Origin of the sequence: Cellulomonas denverensis (assembly GCF_012396125.1) — a bacterium.
In the GTDB taxonomy this organism is placed as follows: Bacteria; Actinomycetota; Actinomycetes; order Actinomycetales; family Cellulomonadaceae; genus Cellulomonas; species Cellulomonas denverensis.
Genome location: NZ_JAAXOX010000001.1, coordinates 133053 through 152439 on the forward strand (window position 1 = coordinate 133053; position 19387 = coordinate 152439).

18 protein-coding genes are annotated in these 19387 nt (G+C 73.5%); 7 read left to right on the forward strand and 11 right to left on the reverse strand.

The window, feature by feature from the left end; all coding sequences use genetic code 11:
- Positions 1–6 precede the first annotated feature (6 nt).
- Positions 7–1422, forward strand: a complete 1416-nt coding sequence (locus tag HGA03_RS00615) for a class II fumarate hydratase (RefSeq protein WP_168628289.1) — start codon at positions 7–9, stop codon at positions 1420–1422.
- Positions 1423–1429: 7 nt separating this feature from the next.
- Here HGA03_RS00615 and HGA03_RS00620 read toward each other — a convergent pair whose 3' ends face one another.
- Positions 1430–3460, reverse strand: coding sequence for a methyl-accepting chemotaxis protein (locus HGA03_RS00620; RefSeq protein ID WP_168628290.1), 2031 nt, complete (start codon positions 3458–3460; stop codon positions 1430–1432).
- A gap of 128 nt (positions 3461–3588) precedes the next feature.
- Entirely contained in the window at positions 3589–4074 is a 486-nt protein-coding gene (locus HGA03_RS18570) for a MarR family winged helix-turn-helix transcriptional regulator (RefSeq protein WP_168628291.1), read from the reverse strand.
- A gap of 58 nt (positions 4075–4132) precedes the next feature.
- On the opposite strand from HGA03_RS18570, the gene HGA03_RS19500 reads away from it, so the two are divergent.
- Positions 4133–5326 (forward strand): FUSC family protein, encoded by a 1194-nt coding sequence (locus tag HGA03_RS19500; protein WP_168628292.1) that lies wholly within the window; start codon positions 4133–4135, stop codon positions 5324–5326.
- On the opposite strand, the gene phoH2 is transcribed toward HGA03_RS19500, so the two are convergent.
- Both phoH2 and HGA03_RS00640 read right to left on the reverse strand, forming a co-directional pair.
- The gene (gene phoH2, locus HGA03_RS00635) at positions 5295–6632 is read right to left on the reverse strand and encodes an RNA 5'-3' helicase PhoH2 (RefSeq protein WP_168628293.1); all 1338 of its coding nucleotides are present in this window, start codon (positions 6630–6632) and stop codon (positions 5295–5297) included. The two genes, HGA03_RS19500 and phoH2, sit on opposite strands and share 32 nt — an antisense overlap.
- A gap of 276 nt (positions 6633–6908) precedes the next feature.
- The gene (locus HGA03_RS00640; RefSeq protein WP_168628294.1) at positions 6909–7670 is read right to left on the reverse strand and encodes an isoprenyl transferase; all 762 of its coding nucleotides are present in this window, start codon (positions 7668–7670) and stop codon (positions 6909–6911) included.
- A gap of 177 nt (positions 7671–7847) precedes the next feature.
- Here HGA03_RS00640 and trhA point away from each other — a divergent pair, with 177 nt between their 5' ends.
- A complete protein-coding gene (gene trhA / locus HGA03_RS00645; protein WP_239073472.1) occupies positions 7848–8519 on the forward strand; it encodes a PAQR family membrane homeostasis protein TrhA in 672 nt (223 codons plus the stop codon).
- A gap of 11 nt (positions 8520–8530) precedes the next feature.
- Here the strand turns inward: trhA and HGA03_RS00650 are convergent, their stop codons facing one another.
- Genes HGA03_RS00650 through mca form a run of 3 tightly spaced genes read right to left on the reverse strand, consistent with a single transcriptional unit; the run spans position 8531 to position 10517 of the window.
- Complete coding sequence (locus tag HGA03_RS00650) at positions 8531–9355, reverse strand: carbon-nitrogen hydrolase family protein (protein WP_168628295.1); 825 nt, start codon at positions 9353–9355, stop codon at positions 8531–8533.
- A complete protein-coding gene (locus HGA03_RS00655; RefSeq protein ID WP_168628296.1) occupies positions 9355–9666 on the reverse strand; it encodes a hypothetical protein in 312 nt (103 codons plus the stop codon). The genes HGA03_RS00650 and HGA03_RS00655 overlap by 1 nt, the downstream gene beginning before the upstream one ends.
- The gene (mca, locus tag HGA03_RS00660; RefSeq protein WP_168628852.1) at positions 9663–10517 is read right to left on the reverse strand and encodes a mycothiol conjugate amidase Mca; all 855 of its coding nucleotides are present in this window, start codon (positions 10515–10517) and stop codon (positions 9663–9665) included. Before mca ends, HGA03_RS00655 begins: the two co-directional genes overlap by 4 nt.
- A gap of 120 nt (positions 10518–10637) precedes the next feature.
- Here mca and HGA03_RS00665 point away from each other — a divergent pair, with 120 nt between their 5' ends.
- Complete coding sequence (locus HGA03_RS00665; RefSeq protein WP_168628297.1) at positions 10638–11033, forward strand: DUF4307 domain-containing protein; 396 nt, start codon at positions 10638–10640, stop codon at positions 11031–11033.
- Between the two features lie 198 nt (positions 11034–11231).
- Positions 11232–11720, forward strand: coding sequence for a transcription elongation factor GreA (gene greA / locus HGA03_RS00670; RefSeq protein WP_168628298.1), 489 nt, complete (start codon positions 11232–11234; stop codon positions 11718–11720).
- Between the two features lie 50 nt (positions 11721–11770).
- Here the strand turns inward: greA and ilvA are convergent, their stop codons facing one another.
- Genes ilvA through HGA03_RS00685 form a run of 3 tightly spaced genes read right to left on the reverse strand, consistent with a single transcriptional unit; the run spans position 11771 to position 15371 of the window.
- On the reverse strand, positions 11771–12976 hold the full coding sequence (ilvA, locus tag HGA03_RS00675) for a threonine ammonia-lyase (RefSeq protein WP_168628299.1): 1206 nt from the start codon (positions 12974–12976) through the stop codon (positions 11771–11773).
- Positions 12973–14166: an AI-2E family transporter gene (locus tag HGA03_RS00680; RefSeq protein ID WP_373307645.1), complete on the reverse strand. Its 1194-nt coding sequence runs from the start codon at positions 14164–14166 to the stop codon at positions 12973–12975. The genes ilvA and HGA03_RS00680 overlap by 4 nt, the downstream gene beginning before the upstream one ends.
- Positions 14163–15371 (reverse strand): cystathionine gamma-synthase, encoded by a 1209-nt coding sequence (locus tag HGA03_RS00685; RefSeq protein WP_168628300.1) that lies wholly within the window; start codon positions 15369–15371, stop codon positions 14163–14165. The genes HGA03_RS00680 and HGA03_RS00685 overlap by 4 nt, the downstream gene beginning before the upstream one ends.
- 84 nt (positions 15372–15455) lie before the next feature.
- Here HGA03_RS00685 and msrA point away from each other — a divergent pair, with 84 nt between their 5' ends.
- Positions 15456–16136 (forward strand): peptide-methionine (S)-S-oxide reductase MsrA, encoded by a 681-nt coding sequence (gene msrA / locus HGA03_RS00690; protein ID WP_168628301.1) that lies wholly within the window; start codon positions 15456–15458, stop codon positions 16134–16136.
- Positions 16137–16198: 62 nt separating this feature from the next.
- Positions 16199–16894, forward strand: coding sequence for a HEAT repeat domain-containing protein (locus tag HGA03_RS00695; protein WP_168628302.1), 696 nt, complete (start codon positions 16199–16201; stop codon positions 16892–16894).
- A 53-nt stretch (positions 16895–16947) separates the two neighbouring features.
- Here HGA03_RS00695 and HGA03_RS00700 read toward each other — a convergent pair whose 3' ends face one another.
- Positions 16948–19242, reverse strand: coding sequence for a BACON domain-containing protein (locus HGA03_RS00700; RefSeq protein WP_168628303.1), 2295 nt, complete (start codon positions 19240–19242; stop codon positions 16948–16950).
- Between the last annotated feature and the right edge of the window lie 145 nt (positions 19243–19387).

The window sequence follows — 19387 nt, forward strand, 5'->3', positions numbered from 1 at the left end:
CCCGCCATGAGCTCGAACGCCGATGACGCCGCCACCGAGTACCGGATCGAACACGACACGATGGGTGAGGTCCGGGTCCCGGTCCACGCCCTGTACCGCGCCCAGACCCAACGCGCGGTGGAGAACTTCCCGATCTCCGGGACCGGGCTGGAGCGCGGGCACATCGCGGCGCTGGCCCGGGTGAAGAAGGCCGCCGCCCGCGCCAACGCCGAACTGGGCATCCTGGACGCCCCGGTCGCCGAGGCGATCGTGGCCGCCGCGGACGAGGTCGCCGACGGGCGGCACGACGCGCACTTCCCGGTGGATGTGTTCCAGACCGGGTCCGGGACCAGCTCGAACATGAACATGAACGAGGTGCTGGCCACGCTGGCCACCCGATCGCTGGGCGCCGACGTGCACCCCAACGACCAGGTCAACGCCTCGCAGTCCTCCAACGACGTGTTCCCCACCTCGGTGCACGTGGCCGCCACCGCCGCACTGGTCGACGACGTGGTGCCGGCCCTGGACCACCTGGCGTCCGCGCTGGAGCGCCTGGCCGCCAAGCACGCCGGGGACGTGAAGTCCGGCCGCACCCACCTGATGGACGCCACCCCGGTCACCTTCGGCCAGGAGTTCGGTGGCTACGCCGCGGCGGTCCGCTACGGCATCGAGCGGGTCCGGGCCGCGCTGCCCCGGGTGGCCGAAGTCCCGCTGGGCGGGACGGCGGTGGGCACCGGAATCAACACCCCGGCGGGCTTCCCGCAGCGGGTGATCGAGCTGCTGGCCGAGGACACCGGCCTGCCGCTGACCGAGGCCCGCGACCACTTCGAGGCGCAGGGTGCCCGGGACGGGCTGGTCGAACTGTCCGGGGCGCTGCGCACCGTGGCGGTCAGCCTGACCAAGATCTGCAACGACCTGCGCTGGATGGGGTCCGGCCCGAACACCGGCCTGGCCGAGATCCGGATCCCCGACCTGCAGCCCGGGTCGTCGATCATGCCGGGCAAGGTGAACCCGGTGATCTGCGAGGCGGTGCTGATGGTCTGCGCCCGGGTGGTCGGCAACGACGCCACGGTCGCCTGGGCCGGGGCCAGCGGCAGCTTCGAGCTGAACGTGCAGATCCCGGTGATGGGCCAGGCGCTGCTGGAGTCCGAGCGGCTGATCGCGAACGCCGCCCGGGTGCTGGCGGACAAGACCCTGGACGGCCTGGAGGTCGACGTGGAGCGCGGCCGGGCCTATGCCGGGTCCTCGCCGTCGATCGTCACCCCGCTGAACCGGGTGGTCGGCTACGAGGCCGCCGCCAAGATCGCCAAGCACGCGGTGGCGCACCAGCTCACGGTCCGGGACGCGGTGATCGACCTCGGGTACGTCGGGCGGGGCGAGATCAGCACCGAGCAGCTGGACCAGGCCCTGGACCTGCTGCGGATGACCCGCCCCGCCCGCTGACGCCCGCTCAGCGGCCGGCGGTCTCCAGGGTGAACGCCTGGGCGCCGGCCGCGAGCTCCGCGGCCACCCCACCGAGGTCCACCACGGCCTGCCGCACCGCGGCCGCCCCGTCGAAGGCCTGACCGGCCGCCTCGGCGACGTCGGCGGCCGACCCGGCGATGTCCACCGAGCTCTCGGCCGCCACCACCAGGTTCCGCTCGATCTCCGAGGTGGTGGCGGCCTGCTCCTCGACCACCGCCGACACCGCGCCCTGCAACTCGTCCACGGTGCTGATCGCCCGCGAGATCCGGGCCACCGACGCCTGCACGTCCGCCGCGTCCGCGGTGACCGCCTCCAGCACCGGGGCGATGGTGCCCAGCGCGCTGGACGTCTGCTGGGCCAGGTCCTTGACCTCCCCGGCGACCACCGCGAAGCCCGCACCGGCCGACCCGGCCCGTGCCGCCTCGATGCTCGCGTTCAGCGCCAGCAGGTGGGTCTGCCCGGCGATGGCGGTCACCGAGTCCAGCACCGCCGCGATCCGGGAGCTCGACGCTGCCAGCCGGTCCGCGGCAGCCGCCGCCTCGGCGGTCACCCCCACCGCCTGGGTCGCCTCGTCCGAGGCCGAGCTGACGTCCTTGGCGACCGACTCGATCGAGGCGCGCATCTCGGTCATCGCGGCGGTGACGGTCTGCACCTCCCCGCTGACCACGGTGGCGCTGCCCGCTGCGCCCTCCGCCCGGGACACGGTCCGCCCCGCCGCCTGCTCCAGCGTGCCGGAGGACCCGTCCAGCCGGCCGGCGGTCGAGCGCACCGCATCCGCACCGGAGCGCATCCGGGCCAGGGCGCCGCGCATCCCGTCGATCGCCTCGCCCAGCGCGGTGCCCATCGCGCCGATCTCGTCCTGGCCCTCACCGGTGACCCGCACCGACAGGTCGCGGTCCGCCACCCGCCGCAGCGCCGCGGTCAACCGGCCGACCCGGGCCACGATCCGGCCGGACAGCAGCACCACCAGGGCGACCGCGAGCGCCGCGACCAGCAACCCGGCGACCAGCAGCGTGACCACCAACGTCCGGGAGCCCGCCGCCAGATCCGCCGACACCGACCGCAGATCCGCGTCGAAGCCCCACGCCGCGACCGTCCAGCCCCAGGGCTCGTAGGCCGCCAGCTGCACGGTCGCGTCGCCCACCCGGATCGTGTCGGTGTCCGCCACCAGGTCCGCCGGCTGCACCGGGTTGTCCGCCGGCGGAGCGACCACCCAGTTCCCATCGGCGTCGGCCACGGTCAGGTAGCCGTGCTCCCCGACGGTCACCGCCGCCAGCGCCTCCCGCAGCGGCGCGTCCACCTCCGCCTGCGGCACCCCGACGAACAGCCCGCCGACCACCTGGCCGTCGACCTGGATCGGGGCGTACGCGGTCACGTACGGCTGCCCGACCACCTGCGCCGTACCGTGATACGGCTGCCCGGACAGCAGCGCCGCGACCACCGCATTCGGGCTGCCGTCGGCGTTGGTCGCCCCGATCGCGGTGCCGATCGCCCGCTGCCCGTCCGCCGTGGTGACGCTGGTGGCGACCCGGAGCATGGTGCCCTCCTCGTCCACCCGCTGGAACACCGTCACCGCCGCACCGAGCAGGCCGGCGATGTCGTCCACCACCGGCACCACGGCCGCCGGGTCGGTGGTGTGCCCGAGCCAGGTGCCGCCGACCTGCAACCGGGGCAGATCGACCTCCCGGACGTCACCGGTGCCCTGGTCGGTCACGGTCCAGTGTTCCGGCTCGGCGAAGGACACCGGCCCGGCCGCGGCGAACCGCTGTTCGGCGACCGCGAGGTTGCCCGCCATCCGTTCGGTCACGGTCTCCACCTGGGTGCTCACCAGGGTGACCGCCTGCTGGGTGGTCTGGGACATCGAGTCGGAGGTCAGCCGGTCGACATTGCGGCCGGCGTCATCGGCCAGACCGGCCACCTGCCACCCGCCGATCGCGGTCAGCAGGACGGCGGTCGCCACGACGGCTCCGGCGCCGGTGGCGACGAGCTGGGCACGCAGGGAGGTACGCAGACGCACGGGGGTCTCCAGGGCGGTGTCGGTGTCGCAGGGTCCCCCGTCACCCGCGTGGATGCCGCACCCATCGGCCCCCCGGTACCCCAGCTGAGCGATCCGCCGGGTGAGACGGCAGATTCACCCGCCCGCGGTCAGCCGTGCCGGTCGACGCGGACCAGCACCCGGGACAGCAGCCCCGCGAGGTGATCGAGCTCCTCGGAGTCCAGGCCGTCGATCGCCTCCCGCTCCACGGCGGTGCGCACCGGGATCAGCCGGTCGACGGTCGCCCGGCCCTGCTCGGTCAGGGACAGCAGCACGCCCCGGCGGTCGCGGTCGGGCACGGTGCGGTGGATCAGCCCGGCGCGTTCCAGGGCGTCCCCGCGCTTGGTGATCGCGGCGCCGGAGGCCTGGGTGACGGTGGACACCTCGCTGGCGCGCATCGGGCGGTCCGCACGGCGCAGGGCGCTGAGCAGGTCGAGCTCGGTGCGGGTCAGCCCGGAACCGGCCAGCGCCTCGTCGATGTGCGCGGTGAGCAGCGACGCGATCCGGGAGATGCGGGCGACGACCTCGGCGGGGGCGGTGTCCAGCTCCGGCAGGGTGCGCGCCCACTCGGCGCGGAGGCGGTCGACGTAGTCCACCCGGCCAGCCTACCGACCGGTGTTTCACAGGTAAAACACCAGGGTAGAATCAGTCCTCGTGTCCCACCGCCTCACCCTGATCCGCGACCTCGCCCACCCCGACCAGTTCCGCGCCGCGCTGCGCCTGAACCGGGCCTCCGGCACCCTCGGCGGCGCGGTGCGCTGCGGCGTGACGGTGACGCTGGCCTTCCTGGTCGTGGCGCTCATCGGGCACGCCGAGCTGGCCGGGTTCGCCTCGCTGGGCGCGCTGGCCTCGCTGTTCGGCCGGGACGAGCCGTACCCCTGGCGCTGGCGGCTGATGACCCTGGGTGGACTGTCGCTGACCGCCTCGGTGACGCTGTGCGCGACGCTGACCGCCCTCGGTGCGCCCGCGGCGCTGCTGCTGATCGCGATCGCGGCGATCGCCGCCCTGGCCACCGCGGCCTGCGCGCTGCTGCGGACCGGCCCGCCCGGCGGCACGATCGTGATCTTCGCCGCCGGTGCCGGGATGGCGCCGCTGACCGGGCCCGCGGTCACGGCCGTGGGCGAGCGGACGCTCACCACCCTGCTCGGCGCCGGGATCGCGGTGCTGGTGTGCAACGCCGGGGCTATGCTCCGCCGGATCCGGCGACTGCCGCTGGGCACCCGGCCGCGACCGCGTGACCTGATCCGGGGCGCCGACCGGTCGGTGTTGTCCGCAGCCGGGATCGTGCTGTGCGGCTCGCTGGTCGCCGGCACCGTGGCGACGCTCGCGGGCTGGGGGCACCCGGCGTGGGCGGCGATGGGGGCGACCGCCGTGCTGCACGGCCGGGACATCCACCACATGGGCCAGCGGGCGATCCAGCGCGGACTCGGCACGGTCGGCGGCGCGGCGATCGCGATCCCGCTGCTCGGAGCGGAGCTGCCGTTCTGGGCGGTGGCGGTGCTGGTGGTGATCCTGCAGACCGTGACCGAGGTGGTGGTCGCCCGGCACTACGGGCTGGCCATGCTCACGATCACCCCGATGGCGCTGCTGATGACCTCGATCGGTTCCGGCGCACAGCCGCTCGGCCTCGGTGCGGACCGGGTGCTGGACACCCTGATGGGCGCCCTGGTCGGCGTGCTGGTCGCCGTGGCCGCGGCCCGGCCGGGCACCCCGGCCACCGAGGACGGCGACCCGGCGTCCGAGACCGCCGACCTGGTGGCCGAGGCGGAGATCGCCGTCATCCAGGCGGTCCCGGACGACGGCGACCCCACCGGCCTCAGAGCTCCAGCCCCTCCAGCATCTCGGTGACCAGGGCGGCCACCGGCGACCGCTCGGAACGGGTCAGCGTGACGTGCCCGAACAGCGGGTGGCCCTTGAGCGTCTCCACCACCGCGGCGACCCCGTCGTGCCGGCCGACCCGCAGGTTGTCCCGCTGGGCCACGTCGTGGGTGAGCACCACCCGCGAGCTCTGGCCGATCCGGGACAGCACGGTCAGCAGGACGTTGCGCTCCAGCGACTGGGCCTCGTCCACGATCACGAAGGCGTCGTGCAGCGAGCGCCCGCGGATGTGGGTCAGCGGCAGCACCTCCAGGATGTCCCGGTCCATCACCTCCTCGACCACCTCGCGGCTGACCAGCGCGCCGAGGGTGTCGAAGACCGCCTGGGCCCACGGGTTCATCTTCTCGGCCTCGCTGCCGGGCAGGTAGCCGAGCTCCTGGCCGCCCACCGCGTACAGCGGCCGGAACACCATCACCTTGCGGTGCTGCCGGCGCTCCAGCACCGCCTCCAGCCCGGCGCACAGCGCCAGCGCGGACTTGCCGGTGCCGGCCCGGCCGCCGAGCGAGACGATGCCGATCTCCTGGTCCAGCAGCAGGTCGATCGCCACCCGCTGCTCCGCCGACCGCCCGTGCAGCCCGAACACGTCCTGGTCGCCGCGCACCAGCTGGATGTGCTTGTCCGCGGTCACCCGGCCCAGCGCCGACCCGCGCGGGCTGTGCAGCACCAGCCCGGTGTGGCAGAGCAGGTCGACCGGCGCGGGTAGGTCGTCGCGCCCGGTGCCGTCCAGGCCGACCAGCGGCAGCGACTCGTGCTCCCACAGGTCGGCCATCTGCTGCTCGGTCAGCTGCAGCTCGTCCATCCCGGTCCAGCCGGACTCGGCGGCCAGCTCGTGCCGGTACTCCTCGGCCCGCAGCCCGATGGCGGAGGCCTTGATCCGCATCGGCAGGTCCTTGGACACCACGGTGACGTCCTTGCCCTCGGCGGCCAGGTTCGCGGCCACGGCGAGGATGCGCGAGTCGTTGTCCCCGAGCCGGAAGCCGGCGGGCAGCGCATCGGGGTCGGTGTGGTTCAGCTCGACCCACAGCGTGCCGCCTTGGTCGCCGATCGGGATCGGGGCGTCCAGCCCGCCGTGTTCCAGCCGGAGTTCGTCCAGCATGCGCAGGGCGGCGCGGGCGAAGAAGCCGAGCTCGGCGTGGTGGCGCTTGGCCTCCAGCTCGGTGATCACCACCAGCGGGAGGACGACGTCGTGTTCGGCGAAGCGGCGGACCGCCCGCGGGTCGGAGAGCAGGACCGACGTGTCGAGGACGTGGGTCCGGGTACCCGGAGTGCTGACCACGGCTGACTCCCTCCGGCGCCGCTGCTACCAGCGCCGAATCGGGCCTCCCTCGCCCACCCGGCAACGCACCGGCGGACGAGCGGCGGCGGGATGAGGGCGGGCGGCCCAGGAGTCGGGCCGGATCCGGCCCTCCTCCGCAGAGCTCGGATGCTCCATGGGCTGGCCTCCCGGGGACGGCTGGTGCCGTCCGTTGGGGCGACGCTAAGCCTGCCCGCCCACAGCCCCGTGATCCGGCCCCGGTGTGTCGCGGCTCACAGCGAGGATTTCACCTGGCCGTCATTTTCCGCGGCGCCGGTCCCGGGCGGCGTAGTCGCGCATCGCCCGCAGGAAGTCCACCCGCCGGAAGTCCGGCCAGTAGGCCTCGCAGAAGTAGAACTCGGTGTGCACGCTCTGCCAGAGCATGAACCCGCCCAGCCGCTGCTCCCCGGAGGTGCGGATCACCAGATCGGGGTCGGGCTGGCCCTTGGTGTACAGGTGGTCGGCGATGTGCTCGACGTCGAAGCTGGCGGCGATCTCGTCCAGGGTGGCGCCGTCGGCGGCCCGCTCGCGCAGGTACGACCGCACCGCATCCGCGATCTCCCGCCGCCCGCCGTAGCCGATCGCCACGTTGACGTGCAGGCCGGTGATGTCGGTGGTCGCCGCCTCGGCGTCCTGCAACACCTGCGCGGTGCTCTCCGGCAGCAGGTCGAGCGACCCGACCGCCTGCAACCGCCAGCGCCGGGTGGCTGCCAGTTCCCGCACCGCATCCTCGATGATGCCGAGCAGCGGGGTCAGCTCCTCCGGGTCCCGGCTGAGATTGTCGGTGGACAGCATCCACAGCGTGACGACCTCGACGCCGATCTCCTCGGACCAGGCGAGCACGTCCGCGATCCGGTCCGCGCCGCGCCGGTGCCCGGTGGCGGTGGACTCGCCCAGGCTGCGGGCCCAGCGGCGGTTGCCGTCCAGGATCACGCCGATGTGCCGGGGCAGCTGTTCCCGGGGCAACGAGGAGGCGAGCCGCCGCTCGTACAACCCGTACAGCGGGTGGGGCAGACGCACGGTGGCGGCTCCTCGACAGGGTCGGATCGGACGGGGATCACCGTACCGGGAGCACGCGCCCGATCCCGGCGTGGCGGACGTGCCCCGCGGGGAGGAATCGTGCAGACCGCACGAACCTACGGTGCCGTAAGTTACGCTCGTCGCGTCGTCGATCCACACCCCACCAGGAGGTCAGCCGTGAAGGTCGCCGAGACCGCAGATCAGCTCGCCACCGCGATCAAGCCGAAGCTGCGCGGCTGGATCCATGCGGGCATGTTCCCGCTGGTGACGGTCGCCTCCGTCGTGCTGGTGGTGCTGGCCCCGACGACCGCGCTGACCTGGGCCTGCGCGGTTTTCGGCCTGGCGGCGATGATGCTGTTCGGCACCAGCGCGGTCTACCACCGCGGCACCTGGTCGCCCCGGACCGCCGCCGTGCTGCGCCGGCTGGACCACACCAACATCTTCCTGGTGATCGCCGGCACCTACACCCCGCTGGCGGTCGCCCTGCTGCCCACCGCGACCGCCCGGACGCTGCTGCTGATCGTCTGGATCGGTGCACTGGGCGGGGTGCTGGCGCGGGTGTTCTGGCTGAACGCGCCGCGCTGGGTCTACGTCCCGGTCTACATCGCGCTCGGCTGGGTGGCGGTCTGGTTCCTGCCGTCGTTCTGGCGGGCGCCGAACGGGGGTCCGGCGGTGGTCTGGCTGGTGATCGCCGGCGGGCTGGCCTACACCGTGGGCGCGGTGGTCTACGCGCTGAAGAAGCCCAACCCCAGCCCGCGCTGGTTCGGCTTCCACGAGATCTTCCACGCGCTGACCGTGGTCGGCATCGGCTGCCACTTCATCGCAGTGGCCATGGCCGTGCTGAACTGAGCCGACCCGTCTCAGGCGGGGACGACCCGGTAGCGGCGGTTCGCCAGCGAGGGGTTGCCCTGCCGGACCTGCGCCAGCAGCCCGGGGTCCAGGTCGACCGTCCGCAGCTCCGGCTGGTCGCCGAGCTCCAGCCCGGTCTCGCCGTCCGGGCCGATCACCAGCGACCGGCCGGTGGTGCCCGGACCGGCCTGGCCGACCGCGGCGACCACGACGGTGTTCTCGATCGCCCGGGCGGTCGCCAGGGTCCGCCAGTGCATCTCCTTCAGCGGGCCGGGCGCCCAGGCGGCCGGCACCACCAGCACCTGCGCCCCGGCGTCCACCACCCGGCGGGCCGACTCCGGGAACCGTAGGTCGTAGCAGGTGATCACGCCGACGCTCATCCCGGCCACGTCCAGCACCAGCGGCGGCGCGTCCGCGGGCCCGGGCAGCAGGCGGTCGGACTCCCGGTGGCCGAAGGCGTCGTACAGGTGGACCTTGCGGTAGACGCCGGCCAGCTCGCCGTCGCCGGTCACCGCCACCACCGCGTTCACCGCGCGCTCCCCGTCGCCGGGCAGCACCGTGCCGGCGATCACGGCCACCCCGGTCCGGGCGGCCTGCTCGCGCAGCAGGGTGACGAACGGGCCGTCCAGCGGTTCGGCGTGTTCCGGGCCGGTGCCGCGCGGGTCGAAGCCGGCGGCGTACTCGGGCAGCACCAGCAGGTCGGCGTGGGCCCGGGCGGCGGTGTCGATCGCCCGGCGGACCGTCTCCCGGTTGGCGGCGTGGTCGTCGCTCACCCGCAGCTGGCCCACCGTGAGGCGGACGGCGGGACGGGCCGGCGGCGCGGGGCGGTCGGGCATCAGCGCCCCTCCGACTCCGGGGTCGTGTCCGGGGCTGTCGGGGCGGTGGTGCCGGCCTGTTCGGCAGCCGCGGCCGCGGCCTCTTCCTCCTCCAGCTGACGCCCCCGCCGTTCCACCTTCCGCATCTTGCGCACCATCGAGTACGCCAGCCCCATCACGGCCAGCGCCGCGGCGAAGGTCACCAGGAAGCCGAGCAGCCCCGGCGAGGTCTGGTCCTCCGGCGGGATCTCGGTCACCGACGGGCTGGGGCTGGGGCTGACCTCGGCCCAGACCTGCAACAGCGCGCCATGCGCGACGGCCAGGCCGCTCATGCCCGGCCCCGCAGCCCGGCGAACAGGTCGTCCTCCGGCAGGGTGGTCGGCACCCGGGACTCGGCGAGCTCGTACTCGTCCCAGGGCCACACCTCCCGCTCCAGGTCGCGCGGGATGCCGAAGAAGAAGCCCTCCGGGTCGATCTGGGTGGCGTGCGCCCGCAGTGCGGCGTCCCGCTGCTCGAAGTAGTCGGCGACCGGCACCAGCGTGGTGACCTCGCGCTCCGGCATCTCCTTGGCGGCGCGGGACTCCACCCACTCGCCGAACGGGGACTCGATGCCGCGGGCGATCATCGCCTCGTGCACCGTGCGCAGCCGCTTCATCGAGAAGCCGTGGTTGTAGTAGAGCTTCGACGGGGTCCAGGGCTCGCCGGTGCCGCGGTAGCGCTCCGGGTCGCCGGCCGCGTGGAACGCCTCGAACGCCACCCGGTGGGTCATCACATGGTCCGGGTGCGGGTAGCCGCCGGTCGGGTCGTAGGTGGTCATCACCTGCGGCCGGAACTCGCGGACCACCTGCACCAGCGGCGCCGAGGCCTCTTCCAGCGGCAGCAGCCCGAAGCAGCCCTCCGGCAGCGGCGGCAGCGGATCACCCTCGGGCAGCCCCGAGTCGACGAAGCCCAGCCACTGCTGCCGGACCCCGAGCGCGGCGGCCGCGGCGGCCATCTCCGCCCGGCGGATCTCGCCCATCTCCTCCGGGGTACCGCTGAACGCCGGGTAGTGCGGGTTGAGGATGTCGCCACGCTCGCCGCCGGTGCAGGTGACGATCAGGACGTCCACCCCCTCCGCGGCGTAGCGGGCGGTGGTCGCCGCACCCTTGCTCGACTCGTCGTCCGGGTGGGCGTGGACCGCCATCAGGCGGAGCTGCTCGGTCACGTTCCGTGGCTTCCTTCTGGTCGCGTCGTCGGGTCCGGACCCGACAGTGGACAATGATCACTCATCCGTCCGACAGGACCGAACCGAACGGAGCCGCCCGTGACCACCGCCTCGCCGCCCGCCGGCCGGTACGGACCCCCGCAGTCCCCGCAGCGGCGCCGGGCGGCCCGGATCGGCATCGCGATCCTGGCGGCGATCGGCCTCGGGATCGTGATCTGGATCGGGCTCGGCGCGGCCGGCACCGCGGTGCGCTGGAACGACGTCGGCTACCGGGTGGACGGGTCCACCGCGGTGGAGATCACCTTCGACGTGATCCAGGACCCGGGCGAGGTCGCGGTCTGCCGGGTGCAGGCCCTCAGCGCCAGCCACGCCGAGGTGGGGGTGCAGCAGATCACCGTCGGACCGTCCCAGGAGCGCACCACCCGGGTCACCGCGACCATCCCGACCGCCGAGGCCGCCGTCACCGCCGCCGTCCACGGCTGTGAGCCCGCCTGACCGGTCGGTCCGAGCGTCGCGGCAGCTCGATTGCTATGCTTGCCGATTCAAGACGCCGCCTCGGTCCGACGTGACCGTCGATGCGACCGTGAGGCGGAGCACCCGTTCCCACCCGTCGCGGACACGCACGCACGTCGGACGGGGCGCATTCTCGAGCACACCCGGACCTGGGTGGGCCCGTGCTGGAAGGAGTGGGACGTGACCGACACGACGCAGGCCACCACCTGGTTGACGCAGGAGGCCTACGACCGCCTCAAGGCGGAGCTGGAGCACCTCGAGGGTGCGGGTCGCGCCGAGGTCACCGAGCGCATCGCCGCCGCTCGTGACGAGGGCGACCTGAAGGAGAACGGCGGCTACCACGCCGCGCGCGAGGAGCAGGCGAAGCAGGAGGCCCGCATCCGCGAGCTGAAGGCCAAGCTGCGCAACGTGCAGATCGGCACGCCGCCGGACGACGGCGTGGTCGAGCAGGGCATGGTGGTCACCGCCGAGGTCGCCGGTGATGAGATGACCTTCCTGCTCGGCTCGCGTGAGATCGCCGGGACCGCGGACATCGACGTGTTCTCCCCGACCTCGCCGCTGGGTGCGTCGATCAACGGCCACAAGGTCGGCGACTCGACGTCGTACACCGCGCCGAACGGCAAGGACATCCCGGTGAAGATCCTGGCGGCCAAGCCCTTCGAGGGCTGAGCACCGCACCACGAAGGCCCGTTCCCCGCTCGTCGGGGGGCGGGCCTTCGTCAGAGTTCGGACAGCCGGTAGCCGTGGTCGCGCAGCCCGGCGAGCACGCCGGCGCAGTGTTCCGGCCCCTTGGTCTCCACCTGGAGCTCGACCTCGGCCTCGTCGACGTCCAGGTCGATCCCGGTGCGGGTGTGGTTGATGTGCATGATGTTCGCGCCGAGCTTGGCCAGCTCCCGCAGCAGCCCGGCCAGCGCACCCGGGCTGTCGTGCAGCCGGACCCGCAGCGCCAGGTACCGCCCGGAGGACGCCAGCCCGTGCCGGACCACCCGCAGCAGCACCAGCGGGTCGATGTTGCCGCCGGACAGCAGCACCACCACCGGCCCGGCGAACGCCCCGGCACCCCCGGCCATCACCGCGGCCACCCCGGCGGCACCCGCGGGCTCCACCAGCAGCTTGGCCCGCTCGGCGACCAGCAGCAGCGCCCGGGACAGGTCCTCCTCGGACACCGTACGGACCTCGGTGCCGTACCGGTGCAGCAGCTCGAAGGGCACCGCGCCCGGGGTGCCGACCGCGATCCCGTCCGCCATGGTGTGCAGTTCGGCGGCGGTCACCGGTTCACCCGCGGCCAGCGAGGCCGGGTAGGCGGCGGCCCGGGCGGCCTGCACGCCGATCACCCGGACGTCCGGTCGCAGCTCGGCCAGCGCGGCCTGCATCCCGGCGGCCAGTCCCCCGCCACCCACCGGCACCAGCACCGTGGCGGCCTGCGGCACCTGCTCCACGATCTCCAGCGCCAGCGTGCCCTGCCCGACGACGACATCCAGGTGGTCGAAGGGGTGGATCAGCACCGCGCCGGTCCGCTCGGCCTCGGCCCGGGCGGCGGCCAGCGCCTCGTCCACGGTCAGGCCGTGCAGCCGGACCTCGGCCCCGTACTGCCGGGTGGCGGCGATCTTGGGCAGGGCGGCGTCGATCGGCATGTACACCACCGCGTCGATGCCAAGCTGCGCGGCGGCCAACGCCACCCCCTGCGCGTGGTTCCCGGCGCTGGCGGCGACCACCCCGCGGGCCTGTTCGGCCGCGGACAGCCGGGCCATCCGCACGTAGGCGCCGCGGACCTTGAACGAGCCGGAGCGCTGCAGGTTCTCGCACTTGAGGTAGACGTCGGTGCCGGCGATCTCGCTCAGCGCGCGGGAGTACTCGACCGGGGTGCGGGTGACCACTGGTTCCAGCAGCCGGGCGGCATCCCGGACGTCGTCGAGGAGGCTCACTCGGCGACCGCCTCCCGTGGTGGTCGTTGTGACACGTGATCATCCGTGCCGAGCTGGGGGAACTTGTCGTGACCGTGCAGATACAGCACCACGGTGTTCAGCACCGCGGCGATCGGCACCGCGAACAGCGCCCCGACGATCCCGGCGGCCATCGACCCGGCGGTGACCACCAGCAGCACCGCCACCGGGTGCAGCGACACCGCGTGGCCCATCAGGAACGGCTGCAGGATGTGACCCTCCAACTGCTGCACCAGCAGCACCACCCCGAGCATGATCAGCGCCACCACCGGCCCGTGGGCGACCAGCGCGACCAGCACGGCGACCGCGCCGGTGACGATCGCGCCGACGATCGGGATGAACGAGCCGACGAACACCAGCGTGGCCAGCGGCAGCGCGAGCGGCACCCGCAGGATCGCCGCGCCGATGCCGATGCCCACCGCATCCACGAAGGCCACCAGGATCTGGGTCCGGGTGTAGGCGCTCAGCGTGACCAGTCCGCGGCGGCCGGCCTGGTGCACCCGCTCGCGCACCCGGCGCGGCAGCAGGCCGACCAGCCAGGACCACACCACCCGCCCCTCGCGGAGGAAGAAGAAGGTGCAGAACAGGGAGATCAGCGCCCCGGCGGCGACGTGCCCGACCGTGGTGGTCACCGACAACGCGCCGGACAGCACACTGCTGGCGTTCTCCTGCAGCTGCTCGCGGCCCTGCTCGACCAGCTGGTTCACCTGATCGGAGGTGACCTGCAGCGGGCTCTCGGCCAGCCAGTCCAGCAGCTTGTCCACGCCCTCGGAGGCCTGGTCGCTCAGGTCGCCGAAGCCGTTGGCGATCGACCGCCCGGCAAGGGCGACCAGCGCGGCGACCACCGCCAGCAACGCCAGCACCGACGTGATCGCCGCCAGCGTCCGGCCGAAGTGCAGCCGGCGGCGCAGGAAGGCGGCCACCGGGGTGAGCAGCACGGTGAGCAGCAGCGCCACGGCCACCGACACCACGATCACCTGGAAGTAGCCGATCAGCCACAGCGTCACCGCGGCCGCCCCGGCGATCAGCAGGAACCGCCACGACCAGGACGCCGCCGCCCGCACCGCCGGGGTCACCGACTGCTCGGCCGACCAGCCCCGCGGGGTGTGCCCGGTGGCGAGGTCGCCCTCGTGCAGCACCGGGGGCCGGGGGTCGGGGCGGCGCGGGGTCACTGTCCGAGCGCCCGCGTCAGGTCGGCGATCAGGTCGGCCTCGTCCTCGATCCCGACGCTGAGCCGCACCAGGTCGTCCGGCACCTCCAGCGCGGTGCCGGCCACCGAGCCGTGCGTCATCCGGGCCGGCAACTCGATCAGCGACTCGACGCCGCCCAGCGACTCGGCCAGGGTGAACACCCGGGTGCGGGCGCAGATCTCGGCCGCCCGCTCGGCGCTGCCGGCCCGGAAGGACACCATCCCGCCGAAGCCGGTCATCTGCCGGGCGGCGAGCTCGTGCTGCGGATGCGACTCCAGGCCGGGGTAGATCACCGCGGGCACGTCGTCCCGCTCGACCAGGAACCGGGCCACCGCCGCGGCATTCGCGCAGTGCCGGTCCATCCGCACGCCCAGCGTCTTCAACCCGCGCAGGGTCAGCCAGCCGTCGAAGGGTCCGGCCACCGCACCGGAGGCGTTCTGGTGGAAGGCCAGCGCGTCCGCCAGGGCGGTGCCGCCGGACGGACCGGTCAGCCCGACCGGGAGCTGGGCCCCGTCCGCCACGACCAGCGCGCCGCCGACCACGTCGGAGTGCCCGCCGATGTACTTGGTGGTGGAGTGCACCACCACATCCGCCCCGAGCGCCAGCGGCTGCTGCAGGTACGGAGTGGCGAAGGTGTTGTCCACCGCGAGCAGCGCGCCGGCACCGCGGGCCAGGCCGCTCAGCCCGGCGATGTCCGCGATGCCGAGCAGCGGGTTGGTCGGCGTCTCGGCCCAGATCAGCTTGGTCCGGCCGGGCTGGATCGCGGCGGCGACCGCCTCCGGGTCGGACAGGTCGGCCGGGGTGTGCTCGATCCCCCACGGGCCGAACACCCGGGCGATCAGCCGGTAGGTCCCGCCGTAGGCGTCGTCCGGCACCACGACGTGGTCGCCGGGCCGCAGCACCGCCCGCAGCAGGGTGTCCTCGGCGGCCAGCCCAGAGGCGAAGGCGAAGGCCGCCCCGCCACGCTCCGCCGCCGCCAGCGCCTCCTGCAGCGCGGTGCGGGTCGGGTTCGCCGAACGGGAGTACTCGTAGCCGTTGCGCAGCCCGCCGACCCCGTCCTGGGCGTAGGTGGACACCTGATAGATCGGCGGCACCACCGCTCCGGTGGTCGGATCCGGTGCCTGACCGGCGTGGATCGCGCGGGTGGAGAAGCCGGCCTCGGACCAGTCCTGCTCGTCGTTCGTCACCCGCACAGGCTAGGCGCTCGGCGGGGGAATGACACGGCAAGCCCGCCGGTTGAGCGACACGGACCCGCGAGGAGGGGAGCCCCCATGAACTGGCTGTTCGGTTCCGCATTGAAGACCACCATGGTCACCCCGGAGCGCGCCCTGCCCGGCCGCGACGCCTACGCCTACCACGTGCCCAGCACCCACACCGTGCTCGGCACCCCGATCCAGGGCCCCTGGCCCGAGGGCACCCGGACCCTCGTGCTCGGCCTCGGCTGTTTCTGGGGTGCGGAGCGGGTGTTCTGGCAGCTGCCCGGCGTGGTCAGCACCGCGGTCGGCTACCAGGGCGGTTTCACGCCGTACCCCACCTACGAGGAGGTGTGCACCGGCCTGACCGGTCACGCCGAGGTCGTGCTGGTGGCCTACGACCCCACCGTGATCTCGGACGCCGACCTGCTGCGGGCGTTCTGGGAGGCGCACGACCCGACCCAGGGCTTCCGGCAGGGCAACGACGCCGGCACCCAGTACCGCTCGACGGTGTACACCACCACCCCCGAGCAGGCCGCCGCCGCCCAGGAGACCCGCGAGGCGTTCCAGCAGCGGCTGAGCACGGCCGGCTTCGGGGAGATCACCACCGAGATCCGCAGCGCCGAGGACGCCGGGCGGTTCTACTACGCCGAGGACTACCACCAGCAGTACCTGGACAAGAACCCGAACGGGTACTGCGGTCTCGGCGGGACCGGCGTGTCCTGCCCCCGCCCGGTGGACGGCGTCGCCTCCGCCTGAGCACCCCGGCCCGGGTCCGGCGTCCCCCCACGGCGCCCGGACCCGGGTCTACCGTCACCACCATGAAGACCGACCAGCACCGCGCGGCGCTGCGCGGACTGCCCGAGTCCGAGGTCCCCGGCTACCTGACCGCCCACTCCGGCCTGCCCGGTCCGCGCGGCAACCTCGAGCTGATCGCCGCCCTGGTCGAGGAGGCCACCCCCGCACTGGCGCTCGACCTGGCCGACCGCCCGGACGAGTACCTGCGCTCCTGCGGCACCGCCACCCTGGGCCGCTTGATCGCCGAGGGCCACGACGTCGCCGCCCTGCTGCACACCCGCGCCGCCGACGACTCCTGGCGGGTGCGCGAGGCCACCGCCATGGCGCTGCAACGCCTGGGCGACGCCGACCCGGCCGCCATGCGCGCGCTGGTGCAGACCTGGTCCCACGACGACGACCCGCTGGTCCGCCGCGCCGCGATCGCCGGGATCTGCGAACCCCGATTGCTCAAGGACCCGGACACCGCCGTCGCCGCCCTGGACGCCTGCGCCGCCGCCACCGACGGCCTGGTCGCCGTCCCCGCCGACCACCGCCGCGACCCCGCGGTGCGCACCCTGCGCCAGGGGCTGGGCTACTGCTGGAGCGTGGCGGTCGCCGGTGCCCCGGAGCCCGGGGTGGCGCGGTTCCTGGCGCTGGAGAACGTGGCCGACCCGGACGTGGCCTGGGTGGTGCGGGAGAACCGGAAGAAGTCGCGGCTGCGGCGGGTGCTGGGCGACTGAGCGCGCACGGGAGCGGCCGGGCAGATCACCCGGCCGCTCCTGTGCCTGGTCGATCAGCGACCGGGCGGTGCCGCGGTGACCGTGAAGGCCCCGCCCCCACCGGTGCTCTGGTGGCGCTCGACCACCAGGTAGTACGTCTGGCCGGCGGTCAGGTCGGCAGTGTGCACCCAGCCGGTGGCCGTGGCCTGACCGGCACCGATCGGGCCGACATCACCCGGCTCGGTGGTCACCCGCACCTGCGGGGTGAATCCGGCCGAGGCGGTGTCCGCAGTGAAGGTCCACTCCCCGTCCGCCGGCGCGGTGAACCGGTAGGTGTCGATGTCGCCGGAGGTCTCGAGCGTCCCGGTCAGCTGCGTGACCTGATCGGCCGCCGGCGCCCAGTCGCACTCGTCGCCCGCGGCGTTGCCCCCGCACTGGTCGGCACGCTGGGTCACGGTGATGACCGCCTGCTGCCCACCGGACTCCACCACCACCTCGCCGGTACGGGCGGCACCGATGTTCTGGGTGGTCCAGATGGTCAGCTGCATCCCCGACCCACTGGTCCGGGTCCACTCGGGTGCCGACACCACCGTCCAGGGCGCACCACCCTGGCCCGCCACCGTGACCACCGCGGTGCGGGCATAGCCGACCATGAGCAGCTCGGTGTCGGACACGGTGATCAGCTCCGGCGCCGTGACGGCGACCGTGAAGTCACCGCCCCCGCCGGCGCTCTCGTAGCGCTCGACCACCAGGTAGTAGGTGGTCCCGGCGACCAGCTCCGCCTCGTTCACCCACCCGTTCCCGGCTCGGCGGCTGGTGCCGATCTGCTCGTCACCATCCGGGGTGGCGCTGACCCGGCTCATCGGGGTGAACCCGCTGGTCGCCGAGCCGGTGTTGACGATCCACTCCCCGGACACCGGCGGGACGAAGGCGTAGGTGTCGATGTCACCCGAGGTCTCGATCGTGCCGTCGATGGTGACCGACCCGGCCGTCGGCAGCGTCAGGTCGCATGCGTCACCGGGCTCGTTGCCACCGCAGTGGTCCGCGCGCTGGGTCACCGTGATCGCGGCGTAGCGGTCCCCGGAACGGACCACGACCTCGCCGGTGCGGGCCGGCCCGATGTTCTGCGCGCTGCGGAGGGTCAGCCTGCCGTTGGCAGTTCCTCCGACCGACAGCCACTCCGGCAGGGATGCCACCGACCACTCGGCATCCCCCGCGGTGGTCACATCGACGACCGCGGTGCGGGAGTAACCGACCATGGTCAGCTCGGTGGGCGAGACGGTCACGCCGAGGTCGGTGCAGCCGAGGGTGACGTCCTGGTCGTGCTCCCAGATCCCGTGCCCGACCACGCAGACCTGCTGCCCCTCCGACCCGACCGGGACCGTCAGGTCGAAGCCGTGGCGATCGCCTCGACCGTGCTCCGCGTTCAGCCCGGTGTAGGTCGACGAGGCGGTGCTCCGGGTGACGGCCTGTCCGTTCACCGTGACCGAGACCTCGATGGCCGTGCTCGCCTTCTGGTCCAGCGCCCAGCCGGACACCCGGACCTGGTCTGCGGACAGGGCCTCGAACTGCACGTCCCCGATCACCGCCGAGGAACGGTTGGCGGCGAGCCAGGCGAGCCCGTTGAGGTCCCCGGCACCGAAACCGTCCCGGTGGATGTACTCGTACATCACCTGCAGTTCGCCCTGGTACTCCGTGCTGTAGTGCCCCAGACCGAGGACGTGCAGGAACTCGTGGACGAACAGCTGCCGCGCGGTCACCGAGTCGGTCTCGAAGCCCGGCGGGACGACCCACACCCGTCCCTTGTCCGAACCCCATGCCCCGTCGGTCCGGTACCAGCCGAACTCCGGCCGCGCGCAGCCGAGCACGGTCGTGGAGCTGCCGCAGACCGAGTTGGCGGGCTCCGCCTCCACCGCGATGGTGCCCCGCGGTGCATCGCCGTCCAACCCGGCCGGTTCGATCGGGTCGAGCGTCTCATCGGCCAGGGTCAGGGTGACGTAGCCGGTGGAGTTGACCACCTCGATCGCCTCGGCGATCTCGTCCCGCAGCTCCGTGATGTCGTAGGCCTCGTCGGGCTCCGCCACCAGCGCCACGGTGTAGTGCGAGTAGTTCTCCACCATCGCCGGGTCAACGAGGGAGAAGCCCTGGTCGGTGGGGGCAACCGGGGCCGACAGCGGCGCGATCGCGGCCGAACGGCCGGCCGGCGACGACGGCGCCACGATGTCGTCGCCGCCCAGGAGCTGGGCCGGCTCGGTGGCGGAGGCCCCCGCTGCGAGCGGGACGGTCAGGGTCGCCGCGACCAGGGCGGCGTACAGCGGCCGGAGTCTCCGGCGCCGGGTCGGAACGGGTGGGACGGTGGTCTGCCGCATCGCGGATCCCCTCGGAGTGATGACATGGAGCCCCGTCGCATCAGCGCAGGTCAGGGTGCACGAGGCGCTTCGAGCCAAGCAGCGGAGGCGTCGGCGCGGTGGCCGGCCCTCCCGGGTGCGGAGGTGTGTTCGCGGCTTCGCGGGC

Coding starts and splice junctions, on each gene's coding strand:
- HGA03_RS00615 (WP_168628289.1), top strand. CDS start 7: ATGAGCTCGAACGCCGATGACGCCGCCACCGAGTACCGGATCGAACAC.
- HGA03_RS00700 (WP_168628303.1), bottom strand. CDS start 19,242: ATGCGGCAGACCACCGTCCCACCCGTTCCGACCCGGCGCCGGAGACTC.
- mca (WP_168628852.1), bottom strand. CDS start 10,517: ATGGCGGTCCACGCCCACCCGGACGACGAGTCGAGCAAGGGTGCGGCG.
- msrA (WP_168628301.1), top strand. CDS start 15,456: ATGAACTGGCTGTTCGGTTCCGCATTGAAGACCACCATGGTCACCCCG.
- HGA03_RS00695 (WP_168628302.1), top strand. CDS start 16,199: ATGAAGACCGACCAGCACCGCGCGGCGCTGCGCGGACTGCCCGAGTCC.
- HGA03_RS00655 (WP_168628296.1), bottom strand. CDS start 9,666: ATGAGCGGCCTGGCCGTCGCGCATGGCGCGCTGTTGCAGGTCTGGGCC.
- HGA03_RS00650 (WP_168628295.1), bottom strand. CDS start 9,355: ATGCCCGACCGCCCCGCGCCGCCGGCCCGTCCCGCCGTCCGCCTCACG.